The organism is Streptomyces sp. NPDC060205 (assembly GCF_042728395.1).
GTDB lineage: Bacteria > Actinomycetota > Actinomycetes > Streptomycetales > Streptomycetaceae > Streptomyces.
This window is the reverse complement of the sequence record NZ_JBHWZP010000010.1, coordinates 1-12,816: the sequence shown is the minus strand read 5'-3', so window position 1 is coordinate 12,816 and position 12,816 is coordinate 1. Positions and strand designations below refer to the sequence as shown.

Annotated in this window: 10 protein-coding genes and 2 pseudogenes; 7 read left to right on the top strand and 5 right to left on the bottom strand. The window is 70.2% G+C overall.

The genetic code is table 11. The features are described from left to right. The first annotated feature begins 4 nt into the window (after positions 1-4). Positions 5-1,642 carry an aldehyde dehydrogenase family protein gene (locus ACFWGJ_RS03150; protein ID WP_387320544.1) on the top strand — a complete coding sequence of 546 codons (1,638 nt, stop codon included), beginning with the start codon at positions 5-7 and terminating at the stop codon, positions 1,640-1,642. A 52-nt stretch (positions 1,643-1,694) separates the two neighbouring features. Here ACFWGJ_RS03150 and ACFWGJ_RS03145 read toward each other — a convergent pair whose 3' ends face one another. Then, entirely contained in the window at positions 1,695-2,867 is a 1,173-nt protein-coding gene (locus ACFWGJ_RS03145; RefSeq protein ID WP_387320542.1) for a serine hydrolase domain-containing protein, read from the bottom strand. A 305-nt stretch (positions 2,868-3,172) separates the two neighbouring features. After that, positions 3,173-3,481, bottom strand: coding sequence for an immunity 53 family protein (locus ACFWGJ_RS03140; RefSeq protein WP_387320540.1), 309 nt, complete (start codon positions 3,479-3,481; stop codon positions 3,173-3,175). A 155-nt stretch (positions 3,482-3,636) separates the two neighbouring features. Between ACFWGJ_RS03140 and ACFWGJ_RS03135 the strand changes: the two are divergent. Continuing rightward, positions 3,637-4,587, top strand: a pseudogene (locus ACFWGJ_RS03135) (GNAT family N-acetyltransferase); the annotation flags it as partial. 149 nt (positions 4,588-4,736) lie between these two features. Here the strand turns inward: ACFWGJ_RS03135 and ACFWGJ_RS03130 are convergent. Next, positions 4,737-5,581 (bottom strand): annotated as a pseudogene (locus ACFWGJ_RS03130) (DUF3626 domain-containing protein). A 262-nt stretch (positions 5,582-5,843) separates the two neighbouring features. Here ACFWGJ_RS03130 and ACFWGJ_RS03125 point away from each other — a divergent pair. Continuing rightward, positions 5,844-6,245, top strand: a complete 402-nt coding sequence (locus tag ACFWGJ_RS03125; RefSeq protein WP_387320538.1) for a hypothetical protein — start codon at positions 5,844-5,846, stop codon at positions 6,243-6,245. Between the two features lie 9 nt (positions 6,246-6,254). Here ACFWGJ_RS03125 and ACFWGJ_RS03120 read toward each other — a convergent pair whose 3' ends face one another. Further along, positions 6,255-7,283 carry an RNA polymerase subunit sigma-70 gene (locus ACFWGJ_RS03120; protein ID WP_387320536.1) on the bottom strand — a complete coding sequence of 343 codons (1,029 nt, stop codon included), beginning with the start codon at positions 7,281-7,283 and terminating at the stop codon, positions 6,255-6,257. A 210-nt stretch (positions 7,284-7,493) separates the two neighbouring features. Here ACFWGJ_RS03120 and ACFWGJ_RS03115 point away from each other — a divergent pair, with 210 nt between their 5' ends. Both ACFWGJ_RS03115 and ACFWGJ_RS03110 read left to right on the top strand, forming a co-directional pair. Next, positions 7,494-8,102: an NAD(P)-dependent oxidoreductase gene (locus tag ACFWGJ_RS03115; RefSeq protein ID WP_387320534.1), complete on the top strand. Its 609-nt coding sequence runs from the start codon at positions 7,494-7,496 to the stop codon at positions 8,100-8,102. 245 nt (positions 8,103-8,347) lie between these two features. Beyond that, positions 8,348-9,127 carry an inositol monophosphatase family protein gene (locus tag ACFWGJ_RS03110; RefSeq protein ID WP_387320532.1) on the top strand — a complete coding sequence of 260 codons (780 nt, stop codon included), beginning with the start codon at positions 8,348-8,350 and terminating at the stop codon, positions 9,125-9,127. Between the two features lie 136 nt (positions 9,128-9,263). Here the strand turns inward: ACFWGJ_RS03110 and ACFWGJ_RS03105 are convergent, their stop codons facing one another. Next, positions 9,264-10,538 (bottom strand): PHB depolymerase family esterase, encoded by a 1,275-nt coding sequence (locus ACFWGJ_RS03105; protein WP_387320531.1) that lies wholly within the window; start codon positions 10,536-10,538, stop codon positions 9,264-9,266. A 596-nt stretch (positions 10,539-11,134) separates the two neighbouring features. Between ACFWGJ_RS03105 and ACFWGJ_RS03100 the strand changes: the two genes are divergently transcribed. Together ACFWGJ_RS03100 and ACFWGJ_RS03095 are read left to right on the top strand one after the other, a co-directional pair. Beyond that, a complete protein-coding gene (locus ACFWGJ_RS03100; protein WP_387320530.1) occupies positions 11,135-12,208 on the top strand; it encodes an ArsR/SmtB family transcription factor in 1,074 nt (357 codons plus the stop codon). A 155-nt stretch (positions 12,209-12,363) separates the two neighbouring features. Further along, positions 12,364-12,795, top strand: a complete 432-nt coding sequence (locus ACFWGJ_RS03095) for a hypothetical protein (RefSeq protein WP_387320529.1) — start codon at positions 12,364-12,366, stop codon at positions 12,793-12,795. Positions 12,796-12,816 lie beyond the last annotated feature (21 nt).

Below are 12,816 nucleotides of genomic sequence, written 5' to 3'. Positions count from 1 at the left end.
CGTCATGGAGGTCACGGAAGCTGTCGGCTGGGTCGACCCCGACCGGTGGCGGGCCACCCCGCCGACGCAGCGCCTGAGACTGCTCCGTCTGGTACAGGCGAACATCGACCGGTACTTCGACGAGTTGATGTCGGCGGACTGCCGCGCCAAGGGCATCGACCCCGCGGACCCGGCCGACGCCCACCAGGTGGGCACGAGCATCCAGCGGGTCCTGGTGCCGATGGCCACGAACGTCGCCGCCGCCATCGACCTGTACGAGGGCCTGGTCCGCGACCGCCCGCTCCGGCCGCTCGCGGTCACCCCCGCCGGGGACGGCCGCTTCGACGTCCGGGTCTCACCGCGCGGGAAGGACCGGCTGCTCAACGGCGACCGCACCGACGTGCTGCGCGTCGTCGGAGAGCCGCGCAGGGTGGACCCGTACGCGAAGCCGGGCGGCATCGTCGCCGTACTGGGGGCCGGGAACGTCGCGTCGTCCTTCGAGATGATCCGGGCGCTCTTCGTCGACAGTTGCGTGGTCGTCCACAAACCGCATCACCTCAACGAGGACGCCGACCGGGTGTGGGAGAAGGTCCTGCAACCGCTGGTCGACGTCCACGCGGCCGCCTTCTCCCCGGCCGCCGAAGGCCCCGCACTGACCCGCGACCCGCGCCTGACGAAGATCTACTTCACCGGCGGGACCGCCTCTGCCAAGGCCATCATGGAGGCCACGGACACCGAGCTGGTCTCCGAGTGCGGTGGCAACAACCCGTGCGTCGTCGTCCCCGGCGACCGTCCGTGGACCGAGCGGGAGATCCGCCACCAGGCGCTCCAGATCGCCACCATCGTCACGATCAGCGGCGGCTCGATCTGCGGCCGTACGCAGACCCTGGTGACGAGCCGGCACTGGCCGCAGCGGCGGCGGTTACTGGACGCGATCACCGTCGCCCTGCGCGACCTCACACTCGGCTCCAGCACCAGCTACCCCGGGGTCGACAAGACCTTCGAGGCCTTCCGCGACGCCTACCCCGGCGGGCGGCTCATCCAGCCCGTGGACGGCCGCCCCGCCTCGCAGATCATGGTGATCGAGGACGTCGGCACCGAGGGCTTCGCGCTCGACCACGAGGCGTTCTGCCAGGTCATGAGCGAGGTCGCGCTCGACGTCGCACCCGACGCCGGGACGTTCCTCCCCGCAGCCACGGAGTTCGCCAACGAGAACCTCCTCGGAACCCTCGCGGCGACCGTCCTCATCGACGAGGACACCAAGAAGGCCCACGCGGCCACCGTCGACCGCGCCGTCATGGACCTCCGCTACGGCGCCGTCGGCGTCAACACGATGCCGCCGATGATCTGGACGAACCCCTACCTCATCTGGGGTGGCAACGAGGAGGGCCGCGCGTTCGTCTCCGGCCGCGGCAACTTCGGCAACCTCCTCGGGTACGAGAACGCCGAGAAGTCGATCGTGGCCAGCGCCTTCACCTCACCGGGCCATCTGCTGATGACGAGCAAGCGGGGCTGGCTGGACCTGTCGACGCGATTCGCCCGGTACGCCGTCCGCCCCACGTGGCCCCGCCTGCTCGCCCTCGCCCTCACCGCGACGCGCGGGCTCCTGCGCCCCGTCGGCCGGCCTGACGCGTCACGCCGAGGACGACGCGCGACGACCTGACCGAGAAGTACTTCAGAAGAAGTACTTCAGAAGGGGCGGGTGCGGGCTCCGCTCACGGCTTGCGCAGCAGCGCGCAGACGAAGTTCTCCTCGACGGTCCGCAGCCGCTCCAGAAGTTCCGGCTTGGTCGACTTGTTGACCTGCGTGGTGAGGGAGACGGTCAACGACCGCTTGCCGTCCGGGGTGGCCGCGATCAGTTGCGTGTAGCCGGGGAAGTTGCCCGTGTGGCCGTACACCACGCCGCAGCGGGTGGTGTACCGGAAGAGGGCGAGACCAGCCTTGTTCTTGCCGGGGCCGGCCGGTTCGGACGCGCCGTTCACCCAGGTCAGCTGCTGACGGCGGGTCCGGTCCGAGATCAGCTCTCCACCCGCGTAGCCGCGGATGAAGGCCGTCATGTCCTTCGGGGTCGAGATGATCCCGCCCGACGCCCACACGCCCGACGTACCCAGCACCTCGCTGACGTCCTCGGGCGGATTCTGCGCGGTGACGTCGTAGCCGTGCATGTACGGCTCGGGCATCCGGTACCCCTGCGGCAGGCTGGTGCCGCGCAGATCCAGCGGGCGGTACACGAGCTCGTCGAGCAGGTCCTCGTACCGCCGGTCCGTCACCGCCTCCGCCATGAGTGCCACGGCGATGTTGTCGGAGTTGGAATAGACGTACCGGGCCCCCGGACGGAACGCCAACGGCTCATCGGACACGAATTCCAGCAGGCGGCGGGAGTCGAAGCGGTGACGCGGGTTCTCGGTCACCAGAGCCAGGAACTCCGGGGCCGCACTGAAGTCCGGCAGCCCGCTGGTGTGGTTGAGGAGCTGACGCAGCGTCACCCGGTGCCACGCGCGCGGCAACCGGGGGAGCACCTTGCCGATGGTGTCGTTCAGGCGCAGCGCCCCGTCGTCGACGAGGCGCAGGGCGACGGCGCCGCTGTACGCCTTGGCCGTACTGGCGATACGCATGTGGTCGGTGACCCGGATCGGACGGCCGGTGCCGGTTTCGGCGACGCCCGCGCGGTAGACCTCGGTGCGGGATCCGCGTTGGAGGACCGCGATGGCCCCGGGCGGCCCGTCGGGCGCGGCGGTCAGGTCCCGCAACTGCTGCCGCAGCGAGCGGTCATGACCCGCGGAACCGTCCGCGGCCCGGGCCGAGTCCTGCACCGGAGCCGCCAAGCAGGCGGCGGCCAGCAGAGCGGCAAGAGGAAGACGGACCTGCGGAAAACTGGGAATTCGCACGGAGGGGCTCCTGAAGCGTGAGAGCGGTGGGACGTCGGAACGACGAACTGCCGTCAGAACCACTGACCGAACTTCCGGACCCACAGACCTTCCAGCACCAGCGCGCCTGTGACCAGGGCCCTTACGGCTCATCCCATAACACGATGTACAGAAACAAACCGATGGCCAGAGATCCAAATGACACGGCCGTACTGCACCTCAACGGGTGACACGCACATCGAGCCGGCGGCTGACACATGACGGCACGGAGTCGCTCGCACATCGAACCGCTGCACCCCGACACTGCGTGTGCTCCGGGCATGCTGTCAGCTGGCGCTCTCGGTCGCCCAGGCACGGAACAGGGTGAGGGCTTCGGTGAGGTTTCCGGGACCGCACGCGGCGTGGAAGGCCTTCTCGGCGACCCAGACGGAGACCCAGTCCTGCGGGGCGCGGTCGATTTCCTGGCGGAGATGGACGCGTTCTTCCAAGCCGGTCCCCTCCAGGTCGATGCTGATGGTCCAGCCAGGGTTGTCGAGCGTCGCGATCTTCACACCCCACTCGTGTTCCCAGTCGCCGTTGCACTGCTGCGCGTACCAGCTCTGCAGCCAGTCGAGAAGCGGCTCCGCATCACTCATGGCAGGAGATGCTAAGCGGCGTCGGACCGCCTCGTTCGACAGAGCGTGCACGTGACCGGGCAGACGTGGGCCAACGCCCGTTCGTGTCTCGGCCTACGGTGGTCCGGGACCTGGTGTTGAGTCTGTGACGCGTCCTGCGTGAGAGGAGTTGCCGAGTGACCCGTACAAGTGGACCCGTTCTGCGCACCCAGAGGCTTGTGTTGGAACCGATCCGCCGCGGGGACAGCGGCGAACTCTTCGAGGCTGTGGTCAGCCAGGACACTGTGATGCGATGGCTGGCGACCGGCCGGGCGGACAGCCGGTCCGCGGCCACCGTCATGTGCGACGAGCACGTCGCCCACTGGGGCAGGCACGGCTACGGCGACTTCGCGGTCAGGGATGCTGCCACGCGCGCGTTTCTCGGCCGGGTGGGACTGCGCAACCGGGCCCGGCACGGAGTCGACATCGGTTTCGCCGTGCACCCGCGGGCCCAGGGACGTGGGATCGCTGCCGAGGCGGGCGCCGCGTGCTTGGACCTGGCGTTCCGCCGCCTCGCCCTCCCTGCCGTTTTCGCGTTCGTCCTGCCCGGCAACACGGCCTCGACCGCGGTACTGCGCCGCCTGGGCGCTCAGCCGGACGGCACTGTCCAATCCAGCGGCCTGCAGTGCCTGCGCTTCCGTTTCGACCCCGCCACCGCCGCCACGGCTACCGCCACCGCTGAGAGACATGCGGGGCGCGACGGTCGTACGGACCTTCAGCTGGTCCACGTGCCGGGCCCCGGCTCGCCGGACGACAGAGCCGCACGCAACGACGGCGTGCCCGACTCCTGCCGAGTGGACGCGCTCGGCCTGGTGTGGGCCGACAAGGAGCACACGCTTACGGCCGTCTCCGAGGGCAGCCCGGTCGCCTCCGCGGGATGGTTGCTGCGGGACATGACCTTCGACGGATCGCCGCGCCGCGCCGCCGGGCTGGGCCGTGTTCTGGTGCACCCCGCGCATCGAGGCCACGGCATCGCCCGTACGCTGCTCAGCGTGGCGGTCGAACACGCACGGGCGGCCGGCGCCGAGGCGGCGATCCGCCTCTGCCGCCCGGACATGGTCCCGTTCTACACGGAGCGGGGATGGAGCCGCCTCCCCGTTCCCGTCGCTCTCCAACAGCCGGACGGCGTAAGGACTTTGCCACTGTCGGCCATGGCCTACGACCTGGCCGGCAAGCCTCTGTCCACCAAGAGTGTGGACCTGGGGGGCTGCCCTTCTGATGCGGCCGCGTTGCGGGGTCAGGAGGGGGCGAGGTTTCCGAAGCGGGCCAGGCAGTGCCAGACCTTTTCAGGTCCTGGAGGTCGTATCGGCCGGTGCGGGCAGCGTCTCCGATGTCCTTCGGGGTGAGCCGGCCGCCAACGGCGATATCGGCACCGAGGTCGGCGTACTCCGGTCCGCGATAGCTCGGGTGGCGTCGCAACTCGCTCGCGCTGAGGCGAAACCCTGGATGCCATTCGACCGGGCACGGGAGGCGACGGGCTGCGGCTTCGACGTCTGTGCCGCGGTAGCTCGGATCCAGCACCAGCGCCTCGACGTCACCATCGAACCTGACCGGTCCGTGGATCTGGGCCTCGATGTGGCAATCCAGGGCGTCCCCCTGCGCGGTGGCGGCAAGCTTGATGAGGGAGCAGCGGTCTGCGACGCCGAAGCTTGAGGGCTCCGCGGAACTGTCTGGGTAACAGAACGTCGTGCGTGTGAGCGTCTCGGCGTTCAGTCTGAAGTGTGAGGAGCCGAACCGCGGTGCGCCCCCGATCGGGCTACGGCGGTAGTTCAACGCACCGTAGACGGGGCGCTGTTCGGCCGGGGCGTCGTCGTACGCGCCGCCGAAGATACGGCTCTCCCAGCGCCAGCGGTCTCCGCCGGGATGAGCGGTGAGACCACCGTTGCTCGTGCCGGTCACGAACTGCGACCGGTAGACACCGTCATCTGCCATCCGGGACAGGATCGGACGGTTCCCCGCGAAGCGATCGGGGTGAAAGTGCATCGTCACCCGCAAGTCACCGGGCAGCGGCTCACCTCCACAGGAAACGGTGACATGCCGCAGAGCCTTCTCCTGCGGCGACGCGGAGATCTCAGTACCCATGCGTGGAGTGTGCACGGATCACCCTCGACCGGTCGAGCGCTTTGCGGCCGGGCGTACGGTGACCGTCCGAGCTCGTCATCGATGCGCTACTGCCACAGCCGGGCACCATCGGTCACCTGTCCGCGGTGACGGTCCCGTCGGGCGGACGAAGTGCACTGAGTCGTGGCTGAGGGTGGCCGCGATTCATCCAGGCGGCCGCCGTACTCTTCCGACCACGGACCAGATGTGCGTAGCGACCCGCATAAGGATGAAGAGGGACTGAATGAGCGTGGTGTGGGCGGCGACGTCACCGGAGTCGGGGCTGTTTCAGCCGGCTGAGAGGCATTCGGAGGTGACGGAGCTGTCGGACCGATTCAGCGACCTGCGTTCCCGTGGCCAGGGGTACGTCGAGGTTCGTTCGCCGCACACGGAGTTTCCTGTGGTGACCCTTGCTTTCCGAGGTGATCACGCGGTCATCCACCTCATGAGGGACACCGTGCGGATGTCCCTGCTCGTGGGGGACGGCACCGTGGTCACCGAGGCCGAGGTTCCGGTCATGAATGAATCGGTTGCCTTCTCGGGTGAATTTGTCCTGAACATCGACCGGGCGTGGGACCTGGTGACCTGCTTCATCCGGACCTGGGCGCCCGGCCCACTGGGTGAGTGGTCCCAGTACGTCGCGTGAGCAACCGCGTCAGGACTGCTCCATGCCCTCCGCCGGCAGGCTCTGCGGCAGTTCCAGTCGTGGGAACTGGTCGGCGTGGAACGTGGTGATCTCAGTGATCGCTCCGCCGGTGACGCGCAGGACGTCGATCGTCAGGGGCAGGTACGCGTTCTGCTGTTTCTGCCAGAGGTAGAAGGCGACAGCGGGCTGCCGGTTCACGGAGGTGGGGACGGCGCGCAGGCCCCTCATGTTCTCGAAGCCGCCTGCGACCCAGTCGTTCACCACCGCGTCGCGGCCGACGTACAGGCCCGGCGTGGGCGGCATCGAGCAGCGGACGTCGTCCCGCAGCAGCGCGGCGAGGCCTTTGATGTCCGTGGCCACGCTGGCGTCGGTGTAACGGCGGACCAACTCGCGTGTCCCGGCGTCCTGTTCGCCGCCGGTCCAGTCCTGCCGTTCGGCGGGCAGATGCTCCCGCAGACCGGCGCGGGCCCGCTGCAGCGCGCTGTTCACGGAGTTGACGGAGTCCCCGAGGTGCTCCGCGACATCCTTCGCCGGCCAGCCGAGCACATCCCGCAGGATCAGCACGGCCCGCGGGCGCGGCGCGAGGTGCTGTACCGCGACGAGGTACGCCAGCTCGATCGTCTCCCGCGCGACGGCGACGGCCTCCGGCTCACCCGCGTCGGCCGCGGGCAGTTCGTCGAGCAGCCGGTCCGGGTAGGGCTGCAGCCACAGCACCTCGCCGCCGGTCGCGGGCTCCGGGCGGGATTTGGCGAGCTGGTCCAGGCAGGCGTTGGTGGCGATCCGGTACAGCCAGGCCCGGAACGTGGACCGCCCCTCGAAGGACTCCCGTCGGCGCCAGGCGCGGAAGAACGTCTCCTGCACGGTGTCCTCAGCGTCCTCGAACGATCCGAGCATCCGGTAGCAGTGCACGTGCAGCTCCCGCCGGTGCCGCTCCGCCAGCCCCGCGAACGCCGGCTCGTCGACCTCGCCCAGCCCGCTCACACCCAGCCCGCTCACACCGCTCATGCCCAGTTCCTTCAGTCGCAGGTTCCCGCTCATCACATCGTCCTTCCGCCGCGGCGTATCCCGTCGTAGGTGTGACGGGTGCGGGCGCGAAAACTCATCACCAGGCCCCTCGGCACCACTGAGCGTGGCTCCACCCTCGCGCTGCCTCGCCTCTTGTGCGCGACACATGATTGCGTCTGGGTTAATCGTCGGTTCAGATATGTGCACTTGATGTTAAGTGGCGACCTCCCTAACGTTCTCGGCATGAACCTCACCGTCCTCGCGGCCTCCGGCCAGACCGGAATCGCCCTCACCCGACAGGCGCTGCGACGTGGTCACACCGTGACCGCCATCGCGCGTAACCCCGAGAAGATCGCCCTGCCCGACTCCCCGAACCTGCGCAAGGTCGCGGCCGACGTGCACGACGCGGCCAGTGTCGCCGCCGTCGTGGACGGGGATTCCGTGGTCCTTTCCGCCCTCGGTACGGACCGGTCCGGGACCCTCCTGGCCGGCGCCCGGGCCGTCGTCGCCGCCGGTCCGCGGCGCGTGATCTGGCTCGGTGCCTACGGCACGGGCGAGTCCGCCGAAGTGGCGGGGGAGGGGGCGGGCATGCTCGCCAAGGTGCTGGGCGACCGCCTCGCGGACAAGGTCGAGGCCGACAACACCGTTCTCGCGGCCGGCGGCACGGTCTTCCACGCGGGCATGCTCGCCGACGGTCCGGAAAGTCCTCACCGGCGCACCGTCGGTCTGGAGGCCGGGCCCCCCTTCGACCTCGGTGCGAAGGTGAGCCGGGAGACCGTGGCCGCGGCGATGCTCGACGAAGCCGAAGTGCCTGTTCATCCGGGCGCCGTTGCGCTGCCGCTGGCGGAGTAGGCGCAGTTGGCGGAGTAGTCAGCCGGCGGTGATGCTTCGGCGGTCCGCATGCCGTCGGTCGATCGGCGCTGTGCGCCCGCCGCGCCGGGAGATCACCACATGCGGCTGCCCCGCATGGAAGACCAGGCCGAGTCCGGCCGCGCGAGTGGTACGCGCGCATCGCCACCACGAACCGATCATCGCCCGACCGGCTCGGGCCGCAACTCGGGCATCCATCCCTCTCGATCAACCAGCAGGAGCATCCCATGAGTCAGGAACTGCTTGCCGCCACCGTCGCCGCCGTCCGCGCTGCCGGCGCCCGGATGATGACGCGCTACTCCACCGAGTCCCGCCCGCAGGCTCTCCCCGAACTGCTCGCGAACCTCCAGGCCAATGACGCGGCTGTGGTCGACGTGTTGCGCCCGGCACTGACCGAGGCCCTGCCCAGCGGGGGCTGGCTCAACGACGAGCACGGCTCGGGGCCGATGGCCACGGGGGAGTGGTGGCTCATCGACCCGGTCGGCGGCAACGTCAACGCCGTGCACGGCATGCCCGACTGGAACATCGGCGTGAGCCTCGTCCGCGACGGCCGCCCGGTGCTGGCGGTGGTCTACTTCCCCGTACTCGACGAGATGTTCACCGCGACCGAAGGCGGCGGGGCGTTCCTCAACGGCGTACGGCTGCAGGTCTCGGCCAAGACGTCGCTCGACGGCGCCCTCGCCGGGACCGGCCAGGCACAGCCGGGGCATGACCCCGAACTCGCGGAGCGGACCGGCTCCGCCTTCGCCGCGATGACGAACTCCGCCCTGTACGTACGGGTGTCCGTGCCGGTGACACACCAGCTCGCCCAGGTCGCCGCGGGCCGGATGGATCTGCACTGGCAGTTCGACCACGTCCGGTCCCACGCGGCAGGTGTGCTGCTGGTCCAGGAGGCCGGAGGCGTCGTCACCGACCTCGAAGGCAAGCCGTGGGAACTGGCCAGCGAGAACTACCTTGCCGCCGCGCCGGGCGTGCACGCCGCCGCCCTGGAGGTCCTGACCGGCTGAGGGCCCCTGAGAACCATCCGCGGGGCCGAGTTCGCACGTGGTTTCCTCCCGCGCGGCACACATCGGAGGTGCAGCGCGGGACGACGGGAAACCACTCGCCGCACATCGCTGAACTGAACTGAACGGACCCGCCCGGTCAGCGTCGTTGCTGGGCGGCCATCCACTGCCAGATGTGGGTTCCGTCGATGCTGGGGTCGTTGCGGGCGACGTAGATCCACGACCAGTGGCCGGAGAACTGGTGGCCGTTCCAGACGACGTGGTCGTAGAGCGTCGCGAGCGAGCCGGGGATGAGTTCGTGCGCGTGGACGGTGTTGGCCTGCGGGTCCACGGTGAGGTCGTCTCGGGAGGCGACGAGCCAGCTGGGCGTGCTGATCCGCGCCAGTTCACTGTCGGGGATCAGCGGCGCTCCGCCGGGCGGGAACGATCCGACGACGCCGCAGATCGGCACGGAGGCGGCGAACAGTGTGGGATAGACGGTCGTCATCTTCATGCTCATGTAGCCGCCGTTGCTGCAGCCGACGACGTAGATCCGGTCGTGGTCGATGCGGTGGGCGCGCGTGACCTCGCCGATGATCTCGCGGATCAGGGGGGCGAAACGGGGGCCGTCCTGCATCCAGGCGGAGGTGCTCTGCGGGGCCAGCACATAGGCACCCCCGAAGATGCGTTGCGCTTCGGGGGTGGCGAAGCCCAGTGCGCCGCGGTTGGCTCGGAGCGTGGTCTCGTTGTCGTAGTAGTCGGGCAGCGAGGCGCCCTCGCCCCCGCCGTGCAGCCAGACGATCAGCGGGCGCCTGCCCTTGCGGGAGGAGTGGGCGCCGGTGGGGGAGTACAGCCGGTACTTCATTCCCGAGCCGGAGACGTGGGAGCTGAAGGCGTCGACCTCGGGGTCCGACAGCCGGCGGCTCTGCACGAAGTTCTCGACGGTGATCGACCGGTGATCGAGCAAGGCGAACGGGGCCTGCTGGGTGATGGTGTAGGCGAGGTCGAGCATGACGTTGCGGCCCCTGCCGGCGATGTAGCCGAGCGTGCCGCCGCCGGTCTGGCCCTCGGCATGGCTCAGGTCGAGCACGATGTCGCCGCGACGGTCGAGCCGAACCGCGGTCACCGTGCGGTCGAGGTCGTACTCGCTGAAGATGGCGTCGCCGTCGGCGATGGGGATCGGACTGGTGGCCTTGGCGTGCACGGTGAAGGTGCCCGTGGTCAGGCTGGCGGGGTCGATCGCGCCGAGCCGGGCGGCGTCGAGAGTGACCGAGGTGACCTGTTCACCGCCGTCCAGCACTTGGGCGTTGAGGGTGAATCTCATGCTCCTGGCCCGACGGTCGCCGGCGTACGCGGCGACGCCGGGCAGCGACAGGCCGGCGGCGGCGCCCGTGCCGGCGGCCAGAAGGGTGCGACGGCTGAGCGGTATTGCCATGCGGACTCCTTGAGTGGGGGGCTTCATCGCGGCTTGCCCGGCGAATCCGGCGCTGCCGCTGAGGAGTTGACGGCGGCCCGCCCGTGCCGGATCAGGACGGGCAGTGTCATGAGCAGCACAAAGGCGAGCACCGTCGGCAGGTTACCCGTGTCACCGCGTAGCGGACAGGTGCCGCTTCGGCTTTTCTCCGCACGGCGACGGGCGGCCCTCGGACCCTGTCGCCCGGCGGTCGCCGTGCGCGCTTGCTGACCGGACCCCGACGAGGGTCCTTGCGGCCTTCACCTCGGCCGGCGGCCGGTGGGGGCGGGCCGCGCAGTTCCCCGCGCCCCTTGCGAGGCCCGCTACGAGACACGCGCTGTTCGTAGGGGCGCGGGGAACGGCGCGATCGGCCCCCACCGTCCCGCAGCCGAACGCTCAGCCCTGGCCGCCCGATCCCAACCCCAGCCCCTCCCCGCGGCGCCCGGACCGTGGCCGAGACCCGTGGGTCGGCGGTGACAGCGGGGAACGGCCGGATCCGTACGTTGTCCCCGGCGTGCGGCACGGCACAGGCTGCTGCCTGCCGGGCGGGACGACTAGTCGAACCGGGGGACCCTGCCATGCTGCGCATCCATTTCACACCCGACGACCTGAGCCTCATCCGGGTGGCGAACACACCCGATCCGCTCTGGGAGATCACGTCCAGCCTGCACCGACTCCAGACCACCCAGGGCCGTTGGGCCTACGCCCACTGGCATCGCGCGACCAGGGACGTCCTGGCAGGCACCCGGCTCGGTGCCGCCGTCCGGCGACTGCTCGTCCCGGTGCTGCCCAGGGCCCGTTACTGGCCCGACTTCCTCTCCCCGCAGGAGTCCGCGGACGGGCTCGAACCGGGACTCGCCGCGATCCTCGACACCCCGCCCGGCCGCGTCGCCGACGAGGTCGCCCTGCTCGCCCGCTTCGGCCGGGCCCCCGCCTGGGCGCACCGGCTCACCGAACGCCGCTTGCGCGGGGAACTCGTGCGGCTGCTGCGCGACTACCACGACACCGTCGTCGCCCCGCACCAGGAATTCATCGGCGCCGCGCTGGCGGGCGAACGCGTCCTGCTCTCCCGTGCCCTCCTCGACGGCGGTGTCGGCGGGCTGCTCAGCGGCCTCTCGCCCGCCATGCGCTGGCGTCCGCCGGTCCTGCACGTCGACTACGTGCAGGACCGCGACCTGTACCTCGACGGCCGCGGACTGCGCCTCGTCCCCTCCTACTTCTGCTGGCAGTCACCCGTCTCGCTGGCCGACGACACGCTCCGGCCGGTACTGGTCTACCCGCTGCACGACAGCCGGCCCGCCGCGCCGCCCGAGCGTTCGGAAGCCTCCCTTTCCGCGCTGCTCGGCCGTACCCGGGCCGCCGCCCTGCGCATCCTGGCCCGCGGCGCGACCACCTCCGAACTCGCCCGCCACCTCGGCGTCTCACCCGCGACGGCCACCCACCACACGACCGTGCTGCGGGACGCGGGCCTGGTGCGCAGCGGACGCGTGCGGAACACCGTCCTGCACACCCTCACCCCGCTCGGGGCGGCCATGCTGCGGCCGCCGGACACGGCACATTCAAGTCAGAGCCGGTCGGGCGTCCAGGCCCTCGCGAAGGCCCCGGACACCCCAGCGGCCCCACCGCTCACGCACGCCCCGCCGGAGCGGTGAACTCCGCTGCCGGGCCTGGGACTTTCGAGACGCTTCGAAGGTCGTGGTGGCGTCGGGGCGGGCGCTGCGACTGTTTCCCGCGGCACCGCACGAGCCGGTCCGACCACCGGTCCGACCGCCGGCCCGAGCCACGACCGAACGAGGAGACACGAAGCATGTCGAAGAGAGGCACCATCAACCGGAGCCTGACGGCGGGGGCGCTGGCGTTCGTCTGCGCGGGCACCGGCGTCGCGCTCGCCCCCGTGGCGTCCGCCGCCCCGGCGGCCTGTACCCCCTCGGCCATCACCACCGGGGAGTACGAGAGCCAGGGCACCGTCCGCAACAAGTCCGCCACCAGCACCTGCGGCGACCTCAACCTGACGTACTCCCTGAACAGCACCTCGCGGCTGTACGACTACTACGCGGGCCGCCTGCGCCGTTCCGACGGCACCTGGTTCACCTGCGCCAAGCGTTACGTCCAGGCGTACGACGGCAACCACAGCATCAACGACTCCACGTACTGGCTGTGCACCGACGTCAACGACAACACGCCGTTCAGCGTGGCCAGCCTCCTCGAAGGCGGCGACAGCGTCACGATCACCCACTGACCTCGGCCCAGACCCACGGGG